This is a genomic window from Caproicibacterium lactatifermentans, assembly GCF_013315815.1.
Classification (GTDB): Bacteria; Bacillota; Clostridia; order Oscillospirales; family Acutalibacteraceae; genus Caproicibacterium; species Caproicibacterium lactatifermentans.
This window is the reverse complement of the sequence record NZ_CP046051.1, coordinates 613,440-639,895: the sequence shown is the minus strand read 5'-3', so window position 1 is coordinate 639,895 and position 26,456 is coordinate 613,440. Positions and strand designations below refer to the sequence as shown.

Here is a 26,456-nt window from a genome sequence, read left to right as displayed (position 1 = left end):
AAGGACAAATCGCATTTTATCAGGAATACAGCCCTCCACCGATAAATTCCCGAATCAATGAAGTCGGCGGCAGCAGTGTAGGACTGACCGGCGTGCAGAGCATCAGCGCAAAGGACAGGCGCTGTACTTCATCGGCAATCCAACCGCCCGGCTCCACCACTGTACGCAGCAGCATCAACGCCTGATTGCGCAAAGCCCCCAGCTCGTAGGCATGCAGGGAATTGATGGTGAAGTCAGCACCGGCACGGAAAGGTGCAATATACCTGCGTTCGCCCTCCATAACCGAATCCCACATTTTCAGCGTCCGCTCGGGGGAAGTGCCGCGGAAGTTATAATCCCGCACAATGCGGCGAATCATGCGTACTTCCTTTGCTTCCAGCAAAACTTCGGACCGCGTGCATATATTCTGTTTGACATTGATATACACACATTCTGTACTGCCGCGCGGCAGGTCCTTCGTTAAAATTGGGTTCAGCGCATGAAGCCCCTCGATAATGGCAATGCCGTCCGGGGAAAGGCTTAGATGCCGTGTCTGCTGGGCAGGACGATGATGCACAAAATCAAATTCCGGCACTTCGCAGCTGTTGGAGGTAGCCAAATCATGCAGGCACTTCTGAATATAGTCTACCCGAAGTGCTTCCAGACATTCAAAGTCCTGGGTGCCGTCCTCCCGCCGAGGCGCTTCCTCCTCCGGATGGTAGAAATCATCCAGAGAAATTATCTGTGTTTCATGTCCCAACTGGCACAGTGCATCCGAAAGCAGGTGGGCAGTTGTCGTTTTTCCGCTGCTGCTCGGCCCGGCCAGCAAAACGACCCGGCAGCCGCGCGCAATGGTCTTTTTGGCAACGTCCTGCACACTTTTATGAAAATGCCGGTCTGCAAGTGCCACCAAATGGGCCGGGTCCCGCTGTGCCATATGGTTGATGTCCTCTAAATTATTGTTGAATCGTACATATTCAGGTGTGCGCAAATGTTTCATAAATCTGTTCCACCTTTTCTTTCCGCTCCAGTATTTCCTTATGGCGCGTAATATACTCATAAGGATACTTGAAATTATACACACGGGTAAGCCGTCCGTCCGGTGCACAGATTTTGCTGCCTGCACCCGCACCGCAGGCCAGAATGGTTTGGCTTTCATCCATAATAACGGTATTGTAAAAATCCTCGAATCCCGGTTTGGCAAAGCCGACATTTTCCAAACCACCCAAAATGCGTGTTTGACGGTACAGATAGTACGGCTGCCAGCCGCCGGAAAGCAGTTTTTGGCCGGCATAATCCAGCATCTGTGCAACCATCGCACCGGAAGCGCGCTGCTCCCCCTGCTGAAAGATGCGGGACGCACGCTTGAGGGCCAGTGTGTGTACGGTAATGCTTTCGGGGCCAAGGGCACACACGCGGTCCACCGTATCGGCAAACGTTTCCGGTGTGTCCAGCGGCAGGCCGGCAATTAAATCCATATTGATATTGTCAAACTCTGCCTCGCGGGCCATGGCAAAGGCGTCCAGCACCTGCTGTACCGTATGACGGCGGCCAATCGCCTGCAGCACCTTTTCCTGCATGGTCTGCGGGTTGATGCTGATGCGTGTTACACCGCGGCGGCGCAGACCACGCAGCTTTTCCGGTGTAACGGTGTCCGGCCGTCCGGCTTCTACTGTCACTTCTCGGCAGGCAGATAAATCAAACGAATCTTGCACGGCTGCCAGAACCGCGTCCATCTGCTCCGCAGAAAGCGTTGTCGGTGTTCCGCCGCCCATATATACCGCCTGCAGGACAAGGCCCAGTCCTTTTGCCACCCTGCCTGCCGCACGAATTTCTCGGCACAGGCAGGTTACATAGTCGGGAATCAGCTGCATGGTTTTTTCAACGGACATCGACACAAATGAACAGTACGCACACCGGCTGGGACAAAACGGAATGCCGATATACAGACTGAAGCCGTTTGGCTTTTTCTGTGCCAAGATGCTGCTCTCTTTGTGCAGGGTAAGCAGTGCCAGGCGCGTTTTCTGACGGCTGACATGATATGCGTCCATAAAAATCTGCAGCGCTTTGTCCTGTCCCCAACGGTCTATCAGGCTGTGCAGCATTTTTACCGGCCGAATACCCGTCAGAATACCCCAGCGCGGCGTAAAGCCAGTTTTTTGAACCAGCAAGCCGTACAAAAGCTCCGCCAGCTGCCGTTCTGGATTTTGGTCACCGAAAAGGCCGGGCTCATAGGCGCGCTCCGCCCGCAAAACCGCTTTGCCTTCCGACAGGCTAGCTTTCAGCTGTACACTGTTCCCTGTTTTCTCCACACGGGCAACAGCAGTCAGCGGTGCTGGATTCGGCGGCAGTGTGCCATCCTCCATAACGCGGATAGGTTCTTCCGGATAAAACAGACGGCAGAGTTTTTCCAGTTCATAATGATAGGCGTTATTTTCAAGTATTAAATCCATTTTGACCGGCTTCCATATAGGGATTATTCTTTCGTTCCCAGCTAAGCTTTGTTTCGAACTCATGTCCGGGCAGCACCCGCCACTCGCCGGGCAGGTCGCGCAGCCGCTGTGCGGAAGCGAGAATATCCGAAAAGCTGCCTGTTGGGAAATCCGTGCGGCCCACCGTTCCGCACATAACGGTATCGCCGGAGAACAAGGCATCCCCTACTAGGAAACAGCAGCCGCCGTGTGTGTGGCCCGGTGTATGCAGTACCCGAATTGTAAGACTGCCAAGTGTCAGCGTCTGACCGTCCTTCAGCAGGACGTCCGGCTGATAGGTGGGAATGGTGCACATGGCCATACTGCTTAGACTGTTGAGCGGATTGCCGATAAAGTCCGCTTCATCTTTATACATATAGATTTTTGCACCCGTCTGCGCTGCTAGAGGACCTACCCCCAGTGTATGGTCAAAGTGGCCGTGCGTCAGCAAAATCATGGAAACATTTTTCTGCTTGACGGCATCTTTCAGCTGCGCATCATAAAAACCGGGGTCAATAATAGCGGTTTCTCCGGTGGCGTTGTCCGTCAGCAGGTAACAGTTGGTGGGAATCATACCACCGGGAATGCACTGAATCCGCATGAGGTACCTCCTCGATTTCTGGCAGCCCGCGGCTGCACTTTATATGTTATGCGAAAAATATGAAAGAATTGCAAACGAACCGTAAAAAAGCCGGGAATCATGTGCGGCGGATGGATTCTACACCCTTTACCGCCTGCAGACGACCGATGATGCTTTGTAGCTGGTCCAGTCCGTTTACGGTAATACCAGCGGAGATAACCGCACGTCCGTCCTTCAGTTCACGGGAGTTCAGCGAGTGAATAAACAAACGCATATTGTACAGCTGCTGTGTCACATCTGCCAGCAAGCCGGAACGGTCGTTGGCCAAAATCTCCAGTGTTGTCTGGAACTCCTCGCGCACATCACCGGCCCAGTGGGCAGCAACCCAGCGTTCCGGCTCGCTTGCACTGGCAATCGGGTGCGGAACATTGCGGCAGGATTTTTTATGAATGGAAACGCCGTATCCGCGTGTAATAAAGCCGATAATATCGTCCCCGGGCAGCGGGTTACAACAGCGGGCAAACTTAATAAGGCAGTCACCCATACCCTCTACAATGACGCCGCTGGCCGCCTTGCGGGCAGCAGGCTGGGCATGGCTGACCAGTTCCTTCGGTGGTTCCGGATGATGTGTCTTTAGGTATTCTTCCCGAATTCGCGGCATCATTTTCCACAGCTGAATACCACCGTATCCAATTGCTGCGTAAACGTCGTCCACCGTGGCACAGTTCTGTTTGCTGCCAAGCCGAATCAGCAGCAGCTCCTGCTCTTCCGCTGAAAGCACAACACCGTTGTGCTTCAGTTCCCGCTCCAGTTCACTGCGGCCCTCCATGATATTTTCGTCGCGCTTTTCCCGCTTAAACCATGTGCGTATTTTATTTCGCGCCTCGCTGGTCTTGACAGTTTTCAGCCAGTCACGGCTGGGACCACGTGCCTCTTTGCTGGTGATAATATCAACGATTTCGCCGGTTTTCAGCTGGGTAGTCAGCGGCGCCATGCGTTTGTCTACCTTCGCGCCGACCATACGGTTGCCGATTTCACTGTGAATGGCATAGGCAAAATCAATGACGGTGCTGCCGGAAGGCAGGTCAATGACATCTCCGCGCGGCGTAAAGACATACACCTCGTCCGGCGTCAGGTCTGACTTGATGGTGCGGATTAGGTCCGTAGCGTCCGCCGAATTTTTCTGTTCTTCCAGGATTTGCCGAATCCATTCCAAACGCTTTTCCATGCTGTCGTGAGAATGATGGCCGTCCGTCATACCCAGTTTGTACTTCCAGTGGGCGGCAATGCCGTACTCGGCAGTGTGGTGCATTTCCCATGTGCGTATCTGAATTTCAAAAGGAATGCCGTCTTTGCCGATGACCGTTGTATGCAGGGACTGATACATATTCGGTTTTGGGGTGGAAATATAGTCCTTAAAGCGGTTTGGCAGCGGCCGGAACATATCGTGTACAATGCCCAGCACGTTGTAGCAGTCATTAACGGTATCCACAATGACGCGCACCGCATAAATATCATAAATTTCGTCCATATTCTTGCCCTGTATAAACATCTTCCGGTAAATGCCGTTGATGCTCTTTACACGGCCGGAAACATAGACGTTGGGAATCGTTTCCGCAACGCGGTCCTGAACGATTTTCTTTGTCTTTTCAATAAACGCAGTCCGCTCTTCCCGCCGCAGTGCCAGACTGCTTTCAATCTCTTTATAGGCATAGGGGTCCAGTACCCGCAGGGAAAGGTCCTCCAGCTCTTCTTTAATGGCACGAATACCAAGCCGGTGCGCAATCGGCGCATAGACCTCCATGCTTTCCAGTGCTTTTTCCCGCTGTTTTTCCGGTCCCCAATAGCAGGCCGTGCGCATATTGTGCAGGCGGTCCGCCAGCTTGATGATGATAACGCGGATATCCTCGCTCATGGCAATCAGCATCTTGCGGAGATTTTCCGCCTGCTGTACCTCGCGGGATTTGTACGGGATCAGTCCCATCTTTGTGATTTTCGTAACACCGTCCACCAGACCGGCAATCTCCGGACCGAACAGGCGGCGCAGTTCCTCCAAACTGACCTTGGTGTCCTCCACCACGTCATGCAGTAAACCGGCCGCCACGCTCTCGCTGTCCATACCGAGCTGTACCAAAATGCACGCTACGGCAACCGGATGAGAAATATAGGGAGCGCCGGAAAGACGCTTCTGGTCGCCATGTGCAGAAAGGGCCAAATCATATGCTCGGCGGATAAGTTCCATATCATAGTCGTGCTCGCTCTGTGACAAAAGCGCTGTTAAATCATCGTATGTATTTTCCGTACTCTCCACAGTGTTTCTCCATCTCCTCTCAAGTCTGCGGGACCATCTGAACCTGCGCCCGCAATCCGCGCAGAAAACCGCTGTCTGATAAATCCACTTTCCCTTTGACCGTACACATGGTTACGGTATATTGTGTACCAAATGCCTGTGCCTCAACCAGCCCATGTTCCTGAAAAAGCTCCAGACAAACCAGCAGGCGGGCAAATGGCATTTTGCCAAGGGCAGACACGCCCTCCGCACCACCGCGGTAGCCGCCGCACGCACGCAGTGTGCGGTACAGACCAGCACAGGCAGCACGGTCCGGTGAAAGGCTGTCAAACTCTTCTGTCGTCAGCGGGTCACCGCGCTTGGCTTTTTCAAACAGCTCCCGTCCCTTCAGCAGTGCTTCTTCATCACAGCCGGACAGTTTCATGTCCCGCACGATAATCGAAAGCGTTTCTCGGCCGTTATATACATCACCGATGAGTTCCACTGCAAGATCCAACATGTCCCCCGGGTGATAAGGAAAAGCGGATAGTTCCATACCAAATTTCATACAGCGAAGCCGTACTCCGCCGGCCGAACAAACCAGCCGCAGATGTTTTCCGCCGCCGACCGGCTGAATTTCCTGCAGGCGCACTCCAAACAGACCGTACAGCGGCTTTGGGTTTCCAGTGCCAAACGGCTGCAATAGGTCGGCCGCGTGCGGCAGCTCCAGGGAAATACGGGCCGGTTTCAGCACGCCGTCCAGCTGCAGCACCGGCACAGGCATAGTCCCCTGTGATGCGGCGTAGGCGTTGATGCGCCGGCGGAATTCCGCCGTGTTTTCCGCCGGCATGGTCATGCCGGCGGCCATGGCGTGCCCGCCGAATTTTGTCAGCAGGTCCGCGCAGGCACTGATGGCTTGAAACAGAGAAAAGCCCTCCACACTGCGTCCGGAGCCTTTTGCTTCATGATTGCCGCACGAAAGGACAATGCTTGGCTTGCCAAATGTTTCCGTTAGGCGGCTGGCAACGATTCCGATGACACCTGTATGCCAGCCGCGTCCTTCTACAACCAACACTCGGTCCAATAGACGGTCCGGTTCCTGCTGCAGCTGCTGCAGGGCACTTTCATAAATTTCCGCCTCCAGCTGCTTGCGGTAATCATTGTCGTCACAAATATCTGCCGCCAGCAGGCAGGCTTCATCCGGGTCCTCACTTAAAAGCAGCCGGACCGCGCGGTCCGGCGAACCGATGCGTCCGCACGCGTTGATGCGCGGCACAATGCCAAAAGCAATATTTTCCGCTGTCAGCTCGCGGTCTTCCAAACCCGCTTTTTCCAGCAGTGCACGCAGACCGGGACGATCCGTCTGCGGCAGCAAACGAAGGCCAGTCCGCAAAAACGTCCGGTTTTCACCCGTCAGCGGCACAACATCTCCCACGGTTCCAATGGTCAAAAGGTCCGCATAAGTTTCCAGCAGGAGCTGCTGGTCGGAGTCCTCCCCCTCCAGTGCCTGCACCAGTTTAAAGGCCAGTCCCGCACCGCACAGACATTTGTCTTCACTGGTATCGTCCGGCCGAAACGGGTCCACTACGGCCTGTGCCTGCGGCAGCTCCGGACGTGACCGATGATGATCCGTAATGACGACGTCTATGCCCAGTTCCCGCGCGTGCTCCACTTCCGGCAGGGAAGAAATGCCGTTGTCTACGGTAATGAGCAGGTCCACCTGCCGCTCATGCAACTTGTCCACTGCGGCCATATTCAGCCCATAGCCTTCTTTTTCTCGGTCCGGAATGTAAAAAGAAACATTTGCACCGCTGGACTCCAAATAGGAATATAAAATGGCAGTGGCAGTAACACCGTCGGCATCATAGTCGCCATAAACAGTCACTTTTTCAAAGGAATCAATGGCCTTTTGAATGCGCTGAACAGCCCGGTCCATGTCTTTTAAACGAAGCGGGTCACTCAGCGGTGCCCCATTAATCTGGTCCGCGGCCTGCTGCGGTGTACTGCAGCCACGTGACTGCAGTAATGCCGCCGTCACCGCCGGAATGCCAGTCTGCTGGGAAAGCTGGCGCGCCGCACGGCGGTCGATGGAAGCAACGACCCATTTTTTGAGTGCCAAAAGAAGTTCACCCGTTCTTTCTGCCCGAAAAATCCGGGCATTTTCTCTATTCTGTAACCATTTATTCATAACGATAAATGATGTATAATATATTATTTTATCATTTCAATCCACAATAATCAATGTTTTCCGGCAAATTCGGTATGTGGCAGTATGAAAAAGGCAGCCGGTACAGGCAGAATGAAATGCCCTTATCCGGCTGCCGAAAAATTTTCTAAAAGGCTACGATTTTGTCAGCGTAACGCCTACCTGGTAAGTTCCGTAGGCCCAGCAGGTTTTGTCGCCGCCGATTTTAATGGATACCGGTGCATTCGTCGTACCGGCCTGCTGAATATTCGAAAAATCCACCGCCGCTGTGATATTGCTCGCCGTCAGGGTGGCAATATCACTTGCTTTGCCGATAATGCTGATGTTAAGCGACTTGGTTTCCACCTCTGTCTTCATTCCGGAGGGAACATTCATCTTGGTAAAGGCCGTAACGGTAAAGTCTTTGCTGGTGTACTGACTCATGTTTTTCAGTGTAACCTGCGCCGTGGCGCTGCTGCTTAGATTCGTACAGCCGCTTGGCATCTGTGAAATCTGCTGGTTAAAGCTGTTGTGGGTGGTATTAACCTGTGAAAAGTCAATCGCTTCCAAACTGACTTCTGTAATTTTAGAAATGGTATCCTTTGGCCCGGCAATCGAAATGCTGGCCGGACTGACTGTGAAGGCGCTGTCCGCGTCCAATTTCAGCCCAGCAGGCTGGTTTGTAAAAGTCGGCAGAACTTTCACTGTCTTTTTTGGCTGCACCTGAATGGTGACATTTACCTGGTTCACACTCATAGTAAGGTACTGGTCCGGCACAATGGTCTTGCCGGAAGCATCGTACAGCACCAGTGGTGCCGCAAAAGTTTTGGTATCCGTCAGCACGGTATTGCTGCCGCTGTAGTCAACGGACACGTGGTCAATTTTGGAAACCTCCGTCTGCGGGCCGGAAATGGTCACATTTTCCGTATCCGCAGTGGGACCGGGGCTGTAGTAGCCGGAAGTGTCGATTTTATACATATTGGCAGGCATGTGGATAGAGAACGTTTTCTTTGCCGCGCGGTCCACATGAATCGTCCACTCAGACGGATAAATTTTGCTGAAGCTAAAGTTGGAAAGCGCACTGATGTTCTTGCCAATCAGCATTACCCTATAGTCGCCGGGCGCGGTAATCTGTGCCACGCTGGCCGGCACTACTTCCAGGTCCTTGCTGCGCACCTGACTGACTGAAAGGGTGTTGCCAGTTATGGTGACGGAAGCGGTATCTGTTTTGCTGGGCGAATAAACTGTCAGCCCCTGCTGCTGTGCCTCATCCGGAAGGCGGACATTGATGGGAATCTCATTGATGCGCTTCGGGAAATGCTCGGTGTCATTGCAGGCCAGCACAAGCCACAGAAAAACCGCCAGTACCAGTGATAGAATCAAGACGAATTTGTTGTTGTAGAACAGGCCATTCAGCTTTTTGTATCCGTTTTTCTTCTGTGGGCGTTTTATTTTTTCTTTATTTTTATTTTTCATTTTTCGTCCTCCTAATAGAAGCAAAGAACGATCCCCGGTCCCGAGTACTTTCGGGTTCCAGCAGCAGACTGTTTAGCTCATTCTGCAGGGACTCACGCGTATAGTTGCGGGTAATAGTCCCGCCCAGGGCAATGGAAATCTGGCCTATCTCCTCGGAAACAACAATGACAACCGCGTCCGAATTTTCACTCATGCCAATCGCGGCACGGTGACGGGTGCCAAGCTCAATGGCCACATCATTGTTGCGCTTTGTCAGCGGCAAAATACAGCCGGCCGCATACAGCATTCCATCCCGAACAATCATGGCACCGTCGTGCAGGGGCGCCTTATTGAAAAAAATATTGCAGATGATGGGAACACTGGGCACTGCGTTAATGATGGTACCGGTATCTATAATGTCGCCAAGCTTGGTTTCACGCTCCATGACAATGAGGGCACCGGTTTTGCTTTTGGACATACTATCACAGGCTGCCACAACCGCGCGGATACCACGCCGCCACTGTTCCTGCACCTCTTGGTCAACCGTGCTGCGCCCGCTCATCAGCGCACGCAGGCCGCCGTGGTGACCGCGTCCCATTTTCTCCAGCGCACTGCGCAGTTCCGGCTGAAAGACCACAAACAGACATACCAGCCCATACTGGATAACATACGTGAAGAGTGTTTTCATCATATACAGCTGCAGTACATTCGCACCCACCCATACAGCCAAAATAATCAGGATGCCTTTGACCAGCTGACCGGCACGGGTTTCCCTCATGAATTTGATTGCACTGTAAATGACAAAAGTAACCAACAGAATGTCGATTATGTCCTGTACGCGGAAATTACTGAACGCATTCTGTATATTTCCCCAGAAAATCGCCAGCTGACCCACGGCGGTCCCTCCTTTCCAATCCTTCTTTTATTGTATCATATCCCGGCAGATATGCAAAATGTTTTTCTTCCCACGGCGGCTTTTCAGTGTCTGCCGCCTGCAATTTGGAGGACCGCATCCGCAAAAGCTTCCGTCTGCGCTCTGCCGGTAAAGGCGGAAGGACACATTCGTACGGCGCCGCGGTCCAACGTGCCGTAAAAAGCGTGTGCGCGCGGTGCACAGTGCAGCCCCGCACGCACGGCAAAGCCGTGCCGGTCCAGCTTGGCAGCCGTTTCCTCACTGTCCATATCGGGTAGATTAAACGATAAAAGCGGCGCAAAATATGGCGGTTCCGGCCGCGGCGTATACAACTCCACTTTGCCGGAGCGTTTGAAGCGGTCGTACACGCCGCACGCCAGCCGGCTTTCTTTTTCGTAAAGATTTTGTATGCCCATCCTCTGTACAAAGGCAATGCCCGCACCAAGGCCAAGAATGCCGGGGACATTGGCAGTTCCGCTCTCAAACCGTTCCGGCATTTCCTCCGGCTGCACCAAACTTTCCGAGGCTGTACCGGTACCGCCCTCTATCAGTGTATCCAAAGAAGCGCCGTTCAGCGCAAGCAGCAGGCCGGTCCCCATTGGCCCATACAAACCCTTATGCCCCGGCGCACAGAGGTAGTCAATACCGTTTTCCGCCATAGAAATGGGCAAAATGCCGGCGGACTGGGCACAGTCCACACAAATCGGCACCTGATAGGCGTGACACAGCGCCGCAATACGCTCCACCGGCAGGCGAATGCCCCACACATTGGAAACATGGGTGCACACACACAGACAGGTATCTTCCTGCATGGCTTTGCGGAAAGCGTCCATGGTGGCGTCATTGTCACCGGGCACGACCTGCACTTCTGTATAAGTAATGACGTTGCGGCGGCGCAGCGTTTCCAGCGGCCGCATGACCGCGTTGTGCTCCAAACAGGAAGTGACCACATGGCCGCCCTGCTTCACCGCTCCTTTGATAACCATGTTCAGTGCCTGCGTACAATTCATAACAAATGCGACATTTTCCGGACCAGGCGCACCGAAAAAGCGAGCGGCACGCTCCCGCACCTGAAACACAGCTTCCGCTGTACGCAGACTCATACGGTGTCCGGCCCGGCCGGGATTAGCTCCATACATTCGCAGGGCACGCTGCATTGCCGCAGAAACCTGTGGTGGCTTTGGGTATGTGGTAGCGGCATTGTCCAAATAAATCATTTCTGCTGCACCCGCTCTCTGCGTCCCAGTACATGAATGCCTGCTTCCTGTAAAATCTGTTCAGCTTCTTCTACCCCGTTGGGAACATATACACCATAGCCGCAGCCCGAGGTATTCGGCGTACGCGGCAGGCGCTCTACATAGGCCCGAATGCCATTATTGCGCAAAAGCTCACGGCTTTTCATCGCATATGTGACGGAACCTACATCTATAACAACTTGCTGACCCACAAGGTATCACCTCTTTGTAGTTTACATACTACAGAATATGAAGCCACCTTGCTTTCTGCCTTTTTTGTCCTTTAGAACTGCGCCGTGCGTTACCGCAGCAGACACACCGCATGGACCGCTATACCTTCCCCCGCACCGGTAAATCCAAGTCCCTCTTCCGTAGTGGCTTTGACACTAACCTGTTCCACAGGAACGGAGCAGGCCTGTGCCAAATTCTGCCGCATGGCAGTAATATACGGGCGCAGTTTCGGCCGCTGACAAAGAATGGTGGCGTCGATATTTTCTATTTCATATCGGTTCGCCCGCACATGGCGGCAGACCTCCTGCAAAAGCTGTAAACTGTTGGCACCGCTGTAAGCCGGGTCCGTGTCCGGAAACAGACAGCCGATGTCCCCCAGTGCCGCGGCACCCAGCAATGCATCCGATACAGCGTGCGCCAGCACGTCCGCGTCCGAATGGCCCAGCAGGCCCTTCTCATACGGGACCTCTTCCCCGCCCAGAATCAGGCGGCGGCCGGGCACCAGTTTATGTACATCATATCCATGTCCTATGCGCATCATTTTTCGCCCCTTTTGCGCAAAACAGCCTCCGCCGCCGGTACATCGTCCGGCGTGGTGAGTTTAAAATTGGTATAACTGCCGCGGCAGAGGTGTACCGGATATCCGGCATGCTCAAACAGCTGACAGTCATCCGTCAGGTTCTGCCCACCGCCGGAAAGCAGGCTGCGGTATGCCTTGGCACAAAAAACCTGCGGTGTCTGCACCGCCCATAAGTTCCGACGTTCCGGCGTGTCAATAATGAGGCCGTTTTCGTCCGATTTTTTAATCGTATCTTTCACTGGCACCGCCAGCGCAGACGCACCGTATTGGGCAGCATCTGCTACCGCACGGTCAATTTCTTCCGGTGTTACCAGCACACGGGCACCATCGTGAATGGCAAGCAGTCTGCACGCTCCGGCCGCTTTGGCTCCGGCCGCCGCGGACTTTTGGCGGGTATCACCACCCGGCACAATGGCCGCCAGCTTGTCTGTACAGTGATTCTTCACCGCCAGCGCGCGGAAATGTGCTTCCTGACCGGGTGGGCAGACCAATATGACACGCTGAACCGTTTTCGCCTGTTCAAAAGCAGAAAGCGTATGCACCAATGCAGGCTTACCGCCCAGTGGAATCTCCTGTTTGGGACGGCCCATTCGTGTGGAGGCGCCCGCCGCCACAATCACAGCACAGCAGGAAACTTCCGGCAGACCGTCTGCCGTTTCCCATGGAAAATAGCGGAGGTCCGGCAAATATACATCTGCCAGCTCCTGAATTTCCGGCTTTTCCGGTTTTGCTTCCGCGTCCGCCAATGCCGCGACCGGAAAACCCGCCATTTTGGCGGTCCGAATCGCATACAATGCGTCTTCAAAGACCACAGTTTCTTCAGGCGTGCCGCCCAGTCCGCGGGCCGCTGCCTGGAAAATCTCCGGACGGTCCTTGCCGCTGCCAAAGTCATTTGTTGACAAAATGAACTGAAAAAGCTGTGTAACGCCCAGCCGGTCAAATACCGCACGGATACTGCGGGCGTCCGTACTGGAAACAATACACATAGGGGTTCCCTGTTGATGAAGCCGCTGCAGGAATGCGACTGCACCCGGTTTTGGCTGTACCTCTGTGCGGTACCTCTCATAGGGGATCGTGTTTATTTCCTCCATAATAGCTTCCATACTCTCCTGTACCCCAAGCGTACGGAAATAGCGTGCCGAGTCCTCAACGGTCATGGCACGCAGACGGGTGTGCATATCTTTCTGCGCAGAAATGCCGTGCCTACTGAGAATGTCTTCCCCCAAGTTGTCCCATACATGCATGGAGTCAAGCAGAGTGCCGTCCATGTCAAAAATCGCATATTTTACCTGCATAATTCCTCCCGACGCCGCAGCGCCTGTCTGACAAAGTCGCTTTCCCACTTACGCATATTTCTGAAAAGAAATATTGAGGTCAACCGTACCGGTTATGCCGTTGATTTTTCCCTTTTGCGTATACTGCCATATGTTAAAATGATAGTAAAAGCTGGGCAGATTTTTATATTCTGCATACCAAATCTGATATGCCTCCAGTTCCTTTAGGTCAAAAACCGTATATCCCATGGTTTTGTTGCAGTAATAGGCTGGCTTGTACCCGGCTGCCTGGATGCGTTTGCAGAAAGCCGCCGTATACTGTGTAACTTCTTCCGGCGTTTCGCTGTTGGTACGCAGACCGCCGGCCTCCGAAATAGTGGAAATCGTTTCATCGTTTCCCGGCTCCCAATCAAAGACGACCGGCCATGTTACCTGATAGGGCTTTATCTGCTGTATCACATAGTCAGCTTCCTTTTCCGCTTCTGCTTTGGAAATCGCCTGTGAGTAGAAATAAACGCCGACCTTCAGCCCAGCTGACAAAGCGCCCTTCATGTTTTCCGTGAACCTGCTGTCCGCCTGAATTGTGCCGGTGGTCTGGCCACGGTATCCGACACGAATCATGACGAAATCCATGCCGGAGGCCTTCACTTCTTTCCAGTCAATACTGCCCTGCCAAGAAGAGACATCTACGCCGTTGACCGCACCTGCATAAGAGGTGATGCCATTGAGTGCGCTGAACTTACTGTCAGACAGGGTATTTTTTGCCACCGCATATTTGGGTATGATTTTTTCCCCTTCATAGCGGTCCTGTATAATCATATCCTCTACAATCGAAGACGATACTTGTTCCTCTGCATTTTTATGGGATGAACAGCTGTGCAGAATAGCCGTTAAAAGCAAAACGATGGCCAGCACAACCGCGCCGGCCGCCAGCAGCAAGCGCCTTCTCTGTTTTCGTATTCGTTTCTGTACACGGGGACTGCGGACATAGCGGCTCATAACATTCTCCTTTCCGCTCTGGATTCTGCGATTTATTTTACACGAATCCTGTTGAAAAAGCAACTTTACAGGACGGACGCCAATATGCTAAAATAGGGCGTAAAAGGCGGGGATTTCCCTGCAGCAACGGAAAGGAATCTTTTTAGAATGCCGATTCAAAACATCATTTTCGATATGGGGCAGGTCCTGCTTGATTACTGTCCAGAACGCTACACAAAGGCTTTTCTGCCCGATTCGGCAGGCACAGATGACTGTCATCTGGTGACACATGTTCTGTTCGGCGGCAAAACATGGCAGCAGCTAGATGCTGGCCAAATTACCGAAACAGAGGCTATTCATACCTTGCTTCCACAGCTGCCGCCGCATCTGCGCCGGCCGGCCCGGGAACTTTTCTACGGCTGGCAGTCCTATATTCGGCCGATACCCGAAACAAACGAACTGGCGCTGGAACTGCACCGTGCAGGTTATAAGATTTATATTCTCAGCAACACAGGCGTGCGCCTGCACGTTTACAGCTTCCGTATTCCGGCGTTTCAAATTATGGACGGTGCCGTGTATTCGGCGGACGTTCAGCAGGTAAAACCAGACCCCGCGATTTATCAAACGCTGCTTTTCCGCTACTCCCTGCAGGCGGAAGAATGTTTTTTTATCGATGACAACCCTGACAACATCGCCGCCGCCAAAGCGCTCGGTCTGCAGACGCATTGCTTCCAGCACGGATACCGTGCACTGGAAACAGACCTGCATCGGGCCGGTGTGCAGTGGAAGGAACAGTAACACGTCTTTCCGTTTCATATAAAGAAAAGGGCCGGACACTGTTTTGTGTTCGGCCCTTTTCCGCTGTTTTCCAACAAAACAGGCTCTGCCGCAGCAGAGCCTGTAAAGGATTCAGGTATTTTTCATAATGATACTTTCCAGCAGGTTTGCCACCTGTTCGCAGCCATCACAGCAATCCTCAAAGCGGTCAAAAGCCCGTACCCAGCCAATCTTCACCGCTGTCTTGCCGTCTTCACCGTACAGCTGATGAACGGTGTCAATGTACAGTTTATCGCCGCTTTCCTCCAGCGTGTTGACCTCCACCACATGTTCGTGAATATGTGTCTGCTTGCGGAAGTTGTAAAACTCCTGCATGGCAGCCAACAGGTGGTCACAGCACTGTACAATCAAATTTGCAAACTCCAGCGCTTCCGGACGGATATCGTTAATGTGGTACATATAAATACGCATGAGAACATCTTCAATCTTGTCGGTCACTTCGTCCAGTGCCTGCGCAAGGTCAATGATATCTTCCCGCTCAATCGGCGTAATGAATTCGCGGGCAAGCTGATTCATCATGGTATGCTTTTCCTGGTCCGCTGCATGCTCAATCATGTGCATTTCTTCCTGCTTCTGCGGCAGGTTTTCGATATTAAAGTGCTGCAGAATATCCTGCAGCTTTTTAGCCGCCTGACAGGCGTATTTCATCTGCGTTACGAAACTGTCATAATAAGGACTGGTTTTTTTCGACACGGCGGATAGCACTCCTTTGCTGATAATTGCCGAATTGCATCTCTAAAATAGAGCAACTATTTTTTACAGAGTAATTGAAAAATCAGAGAACTGCGATAAGCACTTTAGACACAACATAGCCAATCAGACCGCAGCCGGGGAATGTCATAATCCATGTCATGGCCATATCTTTCGCCACACCCCAGTTAACTGCTGACATTCGTTTGGCAGCACCTACACCCATGATGGCTGTTGTTTTGGTATGCGTTGTGCTGACTGGCCAGCCGGTCAGGCTGGAAATCAGCAGACACACAGCGCCGGCCATATCTGCCGCAAAGCCCTGGTAGCGTTCCAGCTTGACCATATTCATGCCCACGGACTTAATAATGCGGTAGCCGCCAGTCGCAGTACCCAGTGCCATAGCCAAAGAACAAATAACCATAATCCAAAATGGAATCTGCAGCTGTGCCCCGGCGGAAGCCGTATGGCCGTTTGCCAGCAGAAGGCCCATCAGGAACACGCTGATAAACTTCTGCCCATCCTGCGCGCCGTGCATGAAAGCCATCGTTGCACCACCGAAAATCTGTGCACCCTTAAAGAAATGTCCCGTTTTGCGGCGGTCCATATTGCGGCAGATTACTTCGGTCAGCTTGCAGATAAGCCAGCCCAGCCCAAAGCCAAGTACAGCGGACAATGCCAGCCCATACAGGACCTTCACCCACTCGTTCCAGTGGATACCATTCAGTCCATTGTGTACAGCAATCGCAGCGCCCGTCAGGCCAGCTATCAGCGAGTGACTCTGGCTGGTAGGAATACCAAAGGCCCACGCGACGCCGCCCCATACAACAATCGCAATCATAGCAGCGCACAGCGCGATAAGGGCGTTGTGTGAATCCGTGCCAAAGTCGACCATTTTATAAATGGTTTCAGCAACAGTGGGACACAGCCGAGTCATAATGATAATGCCCAATAGATTGCAGACAGCCGCCATTCCAATTGCCGCCCGCGGCGACATGGAACGTGTAGAAACGGTTGTAGCAATCGCATTCGGCGCATCTGTACCACCGTTGACCATAATTGCAGCTAAAACAAGCAGCACCGTAATAAGGAACGGCGGATTGCTGGCAATCTGCTGCAGAAAAGTGGAAAAAGTAATCATGGCAGGTCCTTTTCTCCTCGCTGCAGGTCATCTTAACCTGTTTTTAACCTATTTTTAATTAGCAGATTTATCATATCATGTTTTTCGCCAATATACAAGCAAAAGTTGCATATTCAGGTGCCCACTTCATGCATGATGCTCAGCTATATTTAGCTGCTATTTTTATTATATCTATCTTTGATTTTTCGCTGAAAAGCAGAAAAAAGCACTGTCCATCTGTGGACAGTGCCAAACTATTCTGATTCAGTTGCCTGCGCTGGAAACGCCTGCGCCGGAGACGGAAGTGCCATTGTTCAGCAGAGAGGCAAACCGTGCTTCATGCTTTGTGCTGAGCTTAAAGTTCGGATTGCCTTTCAGCAGCGGAATGAAATACTGGTTCGAGAATCCGTACATACTCGGGTCCAATGTCCCATCCAGTGGCTTAAACGTATAGCCGTTCTGCTTGCCATACTGAATGATGTTCTCCACTTCGCTGAGGGTAGCTTTTTTCACCGACGTATTGTGCATGAGGATAATGTTCCCGCCCTCCTGCATTCCGCGAATGGAGTTTGCGTAAATACCGCTGGCGTCTGCACCCTGTGCATCTTTTGAGTCGACGTCCCAGTCATAGAAGAAGAAACCGCGTCTGGTCATTTCCTGAATGATTGCCTTGCGTGTGGAAGTGGACATAATGGGGTTGTTGCTGCCGCCAGGGAAGCGGAAGAATGGTGCCACATGGTCATTGGTTGCTTTCTTCAGTATCTGGTACATATTGTTGAAATCAGAAAGGTATGCTTCCGGAGAAGCATAAATTTTCCGGTAGTTATGGCAGGCGCTGTGCACAGCACAGGTGCAGCCAGAATCATAAATTTCCTTTAGGTATTTATCATAGTTCGGGTCTTTCTGCTGTTCCGGCTGATGAGTGATGAAAAAGGCTGCTTTGACATTGTTCTTCTTCAGGACCTCCAGCAGCTGCGGGGTCAGGTCACTCGGGCCGTCATCGAAGGTGAGGTACACGGTTTTATCGGCGGCATCTTTCCACTGACCAACCTTTGTCTTTGCATACAGGTCCGGATACAGCGCCTGATATCCCGTCAGGCCAGTCTTGTTGACCTCAAAGGCCTGTGCGGAAGAAGCAGCCGCAGCAGAAGAAGCCGAGGTGGAAGAATCTTTCGCAGTGGACGCCTTGGAAACGGCAGAGGAAGACACTGCTGTTCCCGTTTTCGGGTGCACCAACAGACGGGTAATTCCATAAGTACCACCGGCAAGCGCCGCAACCAATACAATACAGATTAGAACAATTGCGGCGTGGCGTCTTGTGCGCTTTTTCTGCCGCTCGACCGCACTCACTTTTTTTCTCTCTGACATTTTCTCTACTCTACTTCCTTTTTGCGTTGTACAGCGCATCTGCCGTCAAAATGGGCAGGCTGTTTTCATCTGTCCGGAAAATGGTTGCTTTGCTTACAGGGGAATTTACCCATGAATGAACATTTTCTGGAACGTATGTGTACATACTCATTATAAAGCGGACCAGAATAAAATACCAGTTAAAGATTTGTTACTCGCGGCAATAAAAAATTTGTTTTCGCACCGGTCACACATGTATCTTCGGTTTCCGGCGGGGAATGGATTTTTCCATAACATAATAAATGCGGTTGCGGCCGTTTTCTGCCAGCACACTAACAACATCAAACATATCCAGGGAACCGATAAACTGGCTCAGCTTTTTAAAGCCGTAGTTTCGCACATCAAAATCCGGATAGCGGCGCACCAACATATTTCCTACATCGCCAATCAGCACACGGCCGTCCTCATCGGCGTTATCCCGCACCATATTATAGATGCTGTTAATAATTTTGTCCGGCGGCACCATTTCCGGTTTGGTCGGAGCATCCGAGGCTTTTTCATTCTCTTCCGCCTGCTGCTCCAGCACTTCCAAATAGCGGAATTTGTTGCACGCCGCAATAAAGGGCGCCGGTGTCTTTTTTTCGCCCATGCCGATTACAACCATTCCGCCCTCCCGCAGGCGGGCCGCCAAACGGGTAAAGTCGCTGTCGCTGGAAACCAAACAAAAACCATCCACATGACCGGAATACAGAATATCCATCGCGTCAATAATCATGGCCGAATCGGTCGAACTCTTCCCTGCTGTATAGCCGTACTGCTGAAACGGAATAATAGAATTCTCCAGCAGCACATTTTTCCAGGAAGCGAGGGAAGGCTTTGTCCAGTCCCCGTAAATGCGCTTATACGTTGCAACACCATTGTTGCTGATTTCATCCAGAATATATCGGACATATTTGCCCGAAACATTGTCCGCGTCGATAAGGACAGCGAACCTTTTTTCATCTTGCATAGCTTTCCTCCTTTTTAACACACTCTTTTATTTTATTGTTTCCGCTGTGCGGAATATGCATTTGTGTCCCCGCTCTGCTCTGTTTTTTCCAAAAAAGCGTTGAGATAGGGACGGAAAGCACTGGGAAGCGGATAGCGTTCCCGCAGTTCTTCTATACTGGCCCACACAAGGTCCGGCGCCGATACAGGCGGAGCCAGCAGGACACGCCAGCCCGTCATGTGCCACTCGATATGGGTGAAAATATGTTTAGCCGGCGGAAGCGGAAGCAGACGGACCGGCTCCAACCCCATCGCACGCACAGCCTGCACCGCCTGCCGCTGGTCCAGCGCACCATTCTCGCTGGGCAGTTCCCACATGGAAGCCAGCAGTCCCCTTGGCGGCCGGCGGCGCAGTGCCAAACGTCCCCCCTGCTGCAGCAAAAAAAGTGTCCGCTGTTCTATTCGGCGCGGCGGCTTTGGCTTCTTCACCGGATACTGCTGTTCTCCGCCGGCAGTATGTGCCGCACACAGCTCCGCCAGCGGACAGCTTTCACACTTTGGCGGCGCATTCGGTACACAAACAGTGGCACCCAGTTCCATCATTGCCTGATTAAAATCACCGCTGTGCTCTTCCGGCAGAATTGCCTGAACGCCCGCTTCTACGCAGCGCTTGACGGTGGGGTCCGAAATATCGGCACTGTCCGCTGTCAAACGCATCCACACCCGCAGGACATTGCCGTCCACCGCCGGAACCGGCAGGTGAAACGCAATGGACGCAATGGCACCGGCAGTATAGGGACCAATTCCCGGCAGTGTCAGCAGTTCCGGATAGGAAGCAGGCAATCGTCCACCGTATTTTTCGACAGCTACCTTTGCCGCTTTCTGCAGGTTACGGGCGCGGGAATAATAGCCCAGCCCTTCCCACAGCTTCAGCAGCCGTTCCTCCGGAAGTGCCGCCAGGGAAGGAATATCCGGTGCCGCCTTCAAAAAGCGCTCAAAATATCCTTTTACCGCTTCCACACGTGTCTGCTGCAGCATAATTTCGGATATCCAGACTCGGTACGGTGTGGGATGATGCCGCCACGGCAGGTCCCGTGCATTCCGCTGGAACCACCTAAGCAGCGGCTGTACAATTCGTTTCATTTTCTGCATTCTGCCGTTTTTGTCCTCCTTTGCCTCTAAAAAAGTGCCCCGCCGGCACTGCCGGACAAGGCACTTTTGTTTTTTCTTGTGTACAGATGATGCAGAAAACTCAGTCCAGCTTGTCCGCAATATCTTCGTAGGGGCTTTCCAATGCGTTCTTTTTGTCTGCCTTACTGGCATACTGCTTTACCTGTACAGAAGACTTTGCAACGGGCTGCAGTGTTCCCGCACCAGCTACACAGCCGCCGGGGCATGCCATGCCTTCCAGCAGATAGCCGTCGTATTTACCGGCCTTTGCCACGCGTAGCATCTGGCGGCATTCCCGCAGTCCCTGTGCCGCCTGTACCTTTATGTCACGGTCCGGGTCAATCTTCTTAATAACATCTACAACAGCCTTAGCCACACCGCCGCTGACAGCAAATCCACGGCCGGCCGCTGTGCCTTCGTTCAGCTGGCTGTCCGGCAGTGCCGCGACCAAATCGACGCCGCGCGCCTCGAACATACCCATGACTTCCTCAAACGTCAACACAAAGTCGACATCACTGCGGATAGAGCGGCGGCTGGCTTCCAGCTTCTTTGCGGCACAGGGGCCAACAAAGACCACCTTGCAGTTCGGATGCTCTTTTTTCAGCAGGCGTGCTGTCAGGACCATTGGCGTAAGCGCCATAGAAATGCGGGGAGCGAATTGCGGGAATTCCTTCTTTGCCATAACCGACCACGCCGGGCAGCAGGAGGTTGCGAGGAATGGCAGTTTCTCCGGAACCTTGTCGAGGAAATCATGCGCTTCCTCCAGTGTACAGAGGTCAGCGCCGACCGCAACTTCTGCCACATCGGTGAAACCAAGCTTTTGGAACGAAGCACGCAGTTTTTCCGGTGTCATTTCCGGACCAAACTGTCCGACAAAGGCCGGTGCGATTGCGGCGTAAATCTCGCCCTCTTCTTTAATAGCGTGGATAACCTGGAAAATCTGACCCTTGTCCGAAATAGCGCCGAACGGGCAGCTGACCAGGCACTGGCCGCAGGAAACACACTTGTCATAGTCGATGGTTGCATGGCCGTACTCATCGGAAGAAATAGCGTTCATGCCGCAGGCCGCCGCACACGGGCGCTCTATATGGATGATAGCATGGTACGGGCACACGTTGACGCACCGGCCGCACTTTACACAGAGTTCTTGGTCGATAACACTCTTTCCGTTTTCACCGCTGATAGCGTGACGGGGGCAGACTTCCCGGCAGGGGTGGTCCAGACAGTTCTGGCACATTTCTGTAATATGAACGGATTTTTCCGGGCAGGCGTTGCAGGCAAACTTGATCACGTTCACCAGCGGCGGGTCATAGTACTTCTCTGCAATCGCACTTTCCACAATGCCGTCCGAAATGGGGGCATGCTGGTCCGCTGGACGCAGCGGCAGGCCGATGGCAAGCCGCAGACGTTCACCGACAATGGCACGCTCCAAAAAGACACTGGTACGGTAGCTGGCATCATTTCCAGGGACAATTTTATAAGGGAGTTCTTCGATACGCGAATAATCTCCACCCTCATAAGCAAGACGTGCCACCTCAGTAAAGACCTTGCGGCGGATATCGGTAACAGGTGAGTGTATGCCTCTAATAGCCATTGATATATTCTCCTTTTTTAATAAACTTGAAAAGCTGAAAGACAGCACAGGAAAAGCCGTTTTATACAGCGAGTATGCTTCTATCACATTCCTTTGTTTTTATTATAACAAATGCAGAGGCATTTGTCTTTAAAAATTTACTTTTTTAAAAGCCGGATGATTTTGAAGGCATTCTTTATAAAAAATAACATATTTTCACCATGTTGGTCCCCACAAAAGGGATTGCCGAACCGCCCCTCTTGTGTTATGATAAGTGTGAAACGTTTGTTCTAATGTCCTTTGCTCTGAAAAAAGGAGGAACTCAGTTTGGATCGTATCATCCTGCATAGTGACTGTAACTGTTTCTATGCCTCTGTAGAAATGCTGTACCATCCGGAGCTGCGGAACCGCCCCTTTGCGGTGGGCGGCGACCCCCAGCGACGGCACGGCATCATTTTGACCAAAAACCAGCCAGCTAAGGACTGCGGCATAAAGACCGGTGAAGCACTGTGGCAGGCACGTCGAAAGTGTCCGGATCTTGCTGTGCTGCCGCCGCGTTTTGCACTGTACCGAAAATTTTCCGACCGTGCAAGGCAGCTTTACCTGCAGTATACCGATATGGTAGAACCATTTGGTCTGGATGAAGCGTGGCTGGATGTGACCGGCAGCGTTTCCTCTCCGCGGGAGGGTGTCCGGCTGGCAGACGAACTGCGGTGCCGCGTTCATCAGGAACTGGGCATTACCGTCAGCGTCGGTGTCAGCTGGAACAAAGTTTTCGCCAAGCTGGGCAGTGATTACAAGAAGCCAAATGCCACCACGGCCTTTCTGCGAGACAACTGGAAAAGCCGAATCTGGCCGCTGCCGGTCAGCAACCTGCTGTTTGTCGGCCGAGCCACCCAGCAAAAACTGCTGGAATACGGTGTGCACACCATCGGTGACCTGGCGGCCATGCCGCCGAAAGTACTGCAGGCACGCTTCGGAAAAAGCGGGCCGCTGCTGTGGAGCTATGCCAACGGACTGGACACGTCCCCTGTGGAACGCTGGGGAAGCCGTTCCGCCGTTAAATCCATCGGCAACTCCACCACAACCCCGCGTGACCTAACCTGCAATACAGACGTGAAAGTCGTTTTTCTGGTTCTCGCGGACAGCGTTGCTCATCGCCTGCGGGAACAGGGATTTTCTGCACGCACGGTTTCCATCAGCGTACGCGACACGCACCTGCACACATTTACCCGACAGCACACCTGTCCGCAGTATACCAACATCACCCGTGAAATTGCCGAAAGCGCCTACCAGCTCTTCTGCTCAAACTATCACTGGTCGCTGCCAGTGCGCAGTGTGGGCATTACGGTTTCGGATCTGCTGCCGGCAGGACAGAACATACAAACTAGCCTGTTCCGGGACGAAAAGAAACGAATGCGCGCTGAAAATCTGGACGCCACATTGGACGGCCTGAAAAAGCGCTACGGGAATGCCTGTGTACAGCCTGCGGTCCTGTTGGAAGACACACAGCTGAGCGGCACCTCCTCCGGGAGCATCTGTGCCCTGCCACCTGCCGCAGAAAAGAAGAATTGACTTTTTCTCTTCTGATCCTACTCTTTTATCATAGAGGATTACTGCTGAAATGTCAATTTTATTTTTGCCTTTTTTATGCGTTATTCATAAAAATAAAATTCCGTTATTTGCAGATAGAAAGAATTATTCTGCCGATCTCTTTACACAAAAAAGCTCCCGCCAGCGGCAGGAGCTTTTTTATAAATTCGGTGTAAAAAAATAACCGTCCCCGACCCTGCAGGTATGCACCCCAAAGACACGGTCAATCTGCCCAGACTTCACCAGTGCTTCCGGTGTATCGAAGTCTTCCAGCCGTCCATTGAACAGCAGTGCAACCTGATGACTGTACCGCAGAACCAATGACAGTTCGTGCAGAACCATAACAATCGTTTTGCCCCGTCGGTTCAGCTCTGTCAAAAGGCCCAGCAGTTCAAACTGACGGTGCAGGTCCAAATATGTGGTTGGCTCATCCAGCAGAATAATATCTGTATCCTGTGCCAGTGCCATAGCGACATACACCCGCTGCCTTTCTCCGCCGGAAAGTTCCCGCAGGTCACGGTCGGCCCACTTAAAAATGCCGGTTTCCCGCATGGCGGTATCCACTGCCTCCCGGTCTTTTTCCCGCATTCTGCGGGAAAAACCGAGGTACGGAAAGCGTCCGTGACTGACCAGCTGCCGGACCGTAATGGCAGGCAGCCTGCGCACCTGCGGCAGATAAGAAACCGTGCGGGCAAACTCGTTCCGGCTGAAGTCGGACAGCAGGCGTCCACCCAGCGTAATGCTGCCATCAAGCGGCGGCAGCTGACGGGCGATGGTCCGCAGCAAAGTGGTTTTGCCGCAGCCATTCGGCCCGATCAGTGATGTAATTTGTCCTTTCGGTATGGAAAAGGTGAGGTCGGACAAAACTGCCCGCTCCGGATACCCCACTTTTGCGTGACAAAAATCAATCATACAATCGGCCCTTTCTGTGCCGCAGCAGCAGGCTGAGAAAAAACGGACCACCCAGCAGCGACAGGATAATTCCCACTGGGAATTCAAAAGGCGCAAATATCACCCGCGCCAGTGTATCACACAGCAGCACAAACGCTGTTCCGGACAGCGCACAGGCCGGCAGCACCCAGACATTCCGGCCGCCCACCAAGCGCCGAACAATATGCGGCACCAAAAGGCCCACAAAGCTTAACAGGCCCGCGAAACTGACCGCGGCACCTGCCAGCAAAGCCGCCGCCAAGATGGCAAGAAAGCGTGTCCGCTGTACATTTAGCCCCAGGCTAGCGGCACTTTCCTCCCCCAGCTGCAGTACATCTAAATTTTCCGCAAGGAATCCGGCCAGCAGCAATCCTACCAGAATATAAAAGAAAGCGGATTGAACATTTTCCAGTGCAACACCGGAAAAGCCGCCCAGCATAAAGCTGCTGGAGCTGGCCACTGCGTTCGGTTCCAGCAGGGTAATGGTGTTAATGCCCGCTGTCAGCATACTGCCCACCGCAATGCCCGCCAATATCAGCACTGTACGGGAAAAGGCCGCACGAACAGCCAGCGCATAGATAAAAAGAGCCGTACAAAAGGCACCCAAAAAAGAGGAAATGGGCACCAGTCCCATCGCCGGCGGAGCAAATACCGCCGCCAACAGGCCAAAAAAGCCTGCGCCTGCATTGATGCCAATCACATTTGGGCTTGCCATGGCGTTGTTGAGAACTGCCTGAATGACCGCACCAGCAACCGCCAGGGCACATCCCGCCAGTCCCGCCGCAAGCGTACGCGGTACACGTACATTGACAAGGACCTGCCACACTGTGCTGTCCGTATCCCGGTGGGACACCGCGAAAATCATCTGCTGCAGGGAATAAGGCTGACTGCCGCAGCACAAGCTCAGCAGTACTGCAGCCGCGGCGGCGACAGCCATCAGCAGCAGCGCTGTTCGGTTATGAGATTTGGGACGCGAGTTTCGGGTAGAGGATTTTTGCGAGATAGGCATAGCTTTCCCCCCAGCGGTCATTTGGTTTATAGTGGAACAGGTCCTTCGGCAGCTGATAATACCGCTTATTCTTGACAGCCGAAAGGCTTGCCCAGCCGGGGTTTGACTGCAGCGTCTGCTTTAGGTGCGCCTGCGCCTTTGCGTCACTCTTCCCCATAGTTACTGTAAAAATGAAATCCGGATTGGCAGACAGAATGGACTCCATACTCAGATTTTCCAACAAGTTTTTGTGGTTCGTGGCAACGTTCACCGCGCCCAAGTCTTTCAGCATGGCGCCTGTCATGGAGTTTTCCCCTTTGACCGTTGCATTGGTTGAATAGGCTCGGATAAGAAGTGCCGTCGGCTTGGGCTGGCCCTGCACGGTGTGGATGATTTTCTGTATATGTTCCTGTACCTCCAGCCCGTTTTTGTGGTAAAGGTCCGACCGGCCGGTCATGCTGCAAAGCTGCTGCAGCATAGAAAGATAATCTGTAAAGGTTTCCACACGAAAATAAGCGTGCGGGATACCCGCTTTCGTCAAAGCAGCGTGCAGCTTAGTATGTTCCGGCAGGCTGGCCGAAAGAAGGACAAAGTCCGGTGAAGCTGCCAAAATTTTTTCAAGATTTGGCTTTTCGACCGAACCGACGACCTGCAGACCGTCCGTCTTTTGCACTCGTTTTTCTTCTATGGCATCGCTGGTCACGCCCACCACGCTGCCACCCGCCAATTTCCATGTTTCTGCAAAGCTGCCGTAAGCCGCCACCACCCGTTTCCACGACTTTACGGAAACGGTATAGCCAAGAGCGTCCTGAAACGTGACTATCCGCTGTGTGGAGCTATCCGCTGACACAGCACTTTTCACCGGTGCTGCCGAGGAAGAAACTGCAGATGAAGCAGCCGCCGTACCACATCCGGCAAGGAGCGCTGCCGCCAGCACACCGCACATGGCCCGTGTAAAGATTTTGATACGCAAAACACCCAGTCCTCTCTTTTCCCCATAAAAGGAAAGTGCCGCAAAAAGCAGCATCTGCTTTCCGTGCACTTTTCTTTCTTCTATTCTTGTCTGCAAAT

Annotated in this window: 23 protein-coding genes; 2 read left to right on the top strand and 21 right to left on the bottom strand. The window is 52.8% G+C overall.

Annotated features, from left to right (window positions below; all coding sequences use genetic code 11):
• Nucleotides 1-19: 19 nt before the first annotated feature.
• The 12 genes from GJQ69_RS03075 to GJQ69_RS03020 all read right to left on the bottom strand — a co-directional run bounded on the left by GJQ69_RS03075 (nucleotide 20) and on the right by GJQ69_RS03020 (nucleotide 14,171).
• On the bottom strand, nucleotides 20-979 hold the full coding sequence (locus GJQ69_RS03075; RefSeq protein WP_157658965.1) for a uridine kinase family protein: 960 nt from the start codon (nucleotides 977-979) through the stop codon (nucleotides 20-22).
• Complete coding sequence (gene hemZ / locus GJQ69_RS03070) at nucleotides 957-2,432, bottom strand: coproporphyrinogen dehydrogenase HemZ (protein ID WP_086036158.1); 1,476 nt, start codon at nucleotides 2,430-2,432, stop codon at nucleotides 957-959. Before hemZ ends, GJQ69_RS03075 begins: the two co-directional genes overlap by 23 nt.
• Complete coding sequence (locus GJQ69_RS03065) at nucleotides 2,416-3,051, bottom strand: MBL fold metallo-hydrolase (RefSeq protein ID WP_086036161.1); 636 nt, start codon at nucleotides 3,049-3,051, stop codon at nucleotides 2,416-2,418. The genes hemZ and GJQ69_RS03065 overlap by 17 nt, the downstream gene beginning before the upstream one ends.
• 97 nt (nucleotides 3,052-3,148) lie before the next feature.
• Nucleotides 3,149-5,272, bottom strand: coding sequence for a RelA/SpoT family protein (locus GJQ69_RS03060; RefSeq protein ID WP_086036870.1), 2,124 nt, complete (start codon nucleotides 5,270-5,272; stop codon nucleotides 3,149-3,151).
• A gap of 88 nt (nucleotides 5,273-5,360) precedes the next feature.
• A complete protein-coding gene (recJ, locus tag GJQ69_RS03055; protein WP_157658966.1) occupies nucleotides 5,361-7,418 on the bottom strand; it encodes a single-stranded-DNA-specific exonuclease RecJ in 2,058 nt (685 codons plus the stop codon).
• Between the two features lie 222 nt (nucleotides 7,419-7,640).
• The gene (locus GJQ69_RS03050; protein ID WP_086036166.1) at nucleotides 7,641-8,960 is read right to left on the bottom strand and encodes a CdaR family protein; all 1,320 of its coding nucleotides are present in this window, start codon (nucleotides 8,958-8,960) and stop codon (nucleotides 7,641-7,643) included.
• The gene (gene cdaA, locus GJQ69_RS03045) at nucleotides 8,950-9,834 is read right to left on the bottom strand and encodes a diadenylate cyclase CdaA (protein ID WP_174192897.1); all 885 of its coding nucleotides are present in this window, start codon (nucleotides 9,832-9,834) and stop codon (nucleotides 8,950-8,952) included. Before cdaA ends, GJQ69_RS03050 begins: the two co-directional genes overlap by 11 nt.
• A gap of 83 nt (nucleotides 9,835-9,917) precedes the next feature.
• Complete coding sequence (locus GJQ69_RS03040; protein WP_086036172.1) at nucleotides 9,918-11,069, bottom strand: aminotransferase class V-fold PLP-dependent enzyme; 1,152 nt, start codon at nucleotides 11,067-11,069, stop codon at nucleotides 9,918-9,920.
• Nucleotides 11,066-11,299: a putative Se/S carrier protein gene (locus tag GJQ69_RS03035; RefSeq protein ID WP_086036175.1), complete on the bottom strand. Its 234-nt coding sequence runs from the start codon at nucleotides 11,297-11,299 to the stop codon at nucleotides 11,066-11,068. Before GJQ69_RS03035 ends, GJQ69_RS03040 begins: the two co-directional genes overlap by 4 nt.
• Before the next feature lie 89 nt (nucleotides 11,300-11,388).
• Entirely contained in the window at nucleotides 11,389-11,856 is a 468-nt protein-coding gene (ispF, locus tag GJQ69_RS03030; RefSeq protein ID WP_086036871.1) for a 2-C-methyl-D-erythritol 2,4-cyclodiphosphate synthase, read from the bottom strand.
• The gene (ispD, locus tag GJQ69_RS03025; RefSeq protein WP_174192893.1) at nucleotides 11,856-13,193 is read right to left on the bottom strand and encodes a 2-C-methyl-D-erythritol 4-phosphate cytidylyltransferase; all 1,338 of its coding nucleotides are present in this window, start codon (nucleotides 13,191-13,193) and stop codon (nucleotides 11,856-11,858) included. The genes ispF and ispD overlap by 1 nt, the downstream gene beginning before the upstream one ends.
• Nucleotides 13,194-13,241: 48 nt before the next feature.
• Nucleotides 13,242-14,171, bottom strand: a complete 930-nt coding sequence (locus GJQ69_RS03020; protein WP_086036177.1) for a glycoside hydrolase family 25 protein — start codon at nucleotides 14,169-14,171, stop codon at nucleotides 13,242-13,244.
• Nucleotides 14,172-14,318: 147 nt separating this feature from the next.
• On the opposite strand from GJQ69_RS03020, the gene GJQ69_RS03015 reads away from it, so the two are divergent.
• Nucleotides 14,319-14,948 (top strand): HAD family hydrolase, encoded by a 630-nt coding sequence (locus tag GJQ69_RS03015; RefSeq protein WP_086036179.1) that lies wholly within the window; start codon nucleotides 14,319-14,321, stop codon nucleotides 14,946-14,948.
• Between the two features lie 111 nt (nucleotides 14,949-15,059).
• Here the strand turns inward: GJQ69_RS03015 and GJQ69_RS03010 are convergent, their stop codons facing one another.
• The 6 genes from GJQ69_RS03010 to GJQ69_RS02985 all read right to left on the bottom strand — a co-directional run bounded on the left by GJQ69_RS03010 (nucleotide 15,060) and on the right by GJQ69_RS02985 (nucleotide 21,889).
• A complete protein-coding gene (locus tag GJQ69_RS03010) occupies nucleotides 15,060-15,680 on the bottom strand; it encodes a DUF47 domain-containing protein (protein ID WP_236849727.1) in 621 nt (206 codons plus the stop codon).
• Nucleotides 15,681-15,762: 82 nt separating this feature from the next.
• Nucleotides 15,763-16,818 carry an inorganic phosphate transporter gene (locus GJQ69_RS03005; RefSeq protein ID WP_086036182.1) on the bottom strand — a complete coding sequence of 352 codons (1,056 nt, stop codon included), beginning with the start codon at nucleotides 16,816-16,818 and terminating at the stop codon, nucleotides 15,763-15,765.
• A gap of 243 nt (nucleotides 16,819-17,061) precedes the next feature.
• A complete protein-coding gene (locus tag GJQ69_RS03000) occupies nucleotides 17,062-18,165 on the bottom strand; it encodes a polysaccharide deacetylase family protein (protein ID WP_157658967.1) in 1,104 nt (367 codons plus the stop codon).
• A 226-nt stretch (nucleotides 18,166-18,391) separates the two neighbouring features.
• Entirely contained in the window at nucleotides 18,392-19,153 is a 762-nt protein-coding gene (locus tag GJQ69_RS02995; protein WP_086036188.1) for an NYN domain-containing protein, read from the bottom strand.
• A gap of 32 nt (nucleotides 19,154-19,185) precedes the next feature.
• Nucleotides 19,186-20,283: an A/G-specific adenine glycosylase gene (gene mutY, locus GJQ69_RS02990; protein WP_086036874.1), complete on the bottom strand. Its 1,098-nt coding sequence runs from the start codon at nucleotides 20,281-20,283 to the stop codon at nucleotides 19,186-19,188.
• A gap of 100 nt (nucleotides 20,284-20,383) precedes the next feature.
• Entirely contained in the window at nucleotides 20,384-21,889 is a 1,506-nt protein-coding gene (locus GJQ69_RS02985) for a 4Fe-4S dicluster domain-containing protein (protein ID WP_086036875.1), read from the bottom strand.
• 312 nt (nucleotides 21,890-22,201) lie between these two features.
• Here GJQ69_RS02985 and dinB point away from each other — a divergent pair, with 312 nt between their 5' ends.
• The gene (gene dinB, locus GJQ69_RS02980; protein ID WP_086036191.1) at nucleotides 22,202-23,449 is read left to right on the top strand and encodes a DNA polymerase IV; all 1,248 of its coding nucleotides are present in this window, start codon (nucleotides 22,202-22,204) and stop codon (nucleotides 23,447-23,449) included.
• A 177-nt stretch (nucleotides 23,450-23,626) separates the two neighbouring features.
• Here the strand turns inward: dinB and GJQ69_RS02975 are convergent, their stop codons facing one another.
• From GJQ69_RS02975 to GJQ69_RS02965, 3 genes are read right to left on the bottom strand one after another with little or no spacing between them, the layout of a single operon-like run.
• Nucleotides 23,627-24,379, bottom strand: a complete 753-nt coding sequence (locus tag GJQ69_RS02975; RefSeq protein WP_086036193.1) for an ABC transporter ATP-binding protein — start codon at nucleotides 24,377-24,379, stop codon at nucleotides 23,627-23,629.
• Entirely contained in the window at nucleotides 24,372-25,406 is a 1,035-nt protein-coding gene (locus GJQ69_RS02970; RefSeq protein WP_086036196.1) for a FecCD family ABC transporter permease, read from the bottom strand. Before GJQ69_RS02970 ends, GJQ69_RS02975 begins: the two co-directional genes overlap by 8 nt.
• Nucleotides 25,354-26,427: an ABC transporter substrate-binding protein gene (locus GJQ69_RS02965; protein WP_236849726.1), complete on the bottom strand. Its 1,074-nt coding sequence runs from the start codon at nucleotides 26,425-26,427 to the stop codon at nucleotides 25,354-25,356. Before GJQ69_RS02965 ends, GJQ69_RS02970 begins: the two co-directional genes overlap by 53 nt.
• Nucleotides 26,428-26,456 lie beyond the last annotated feature (29 nt).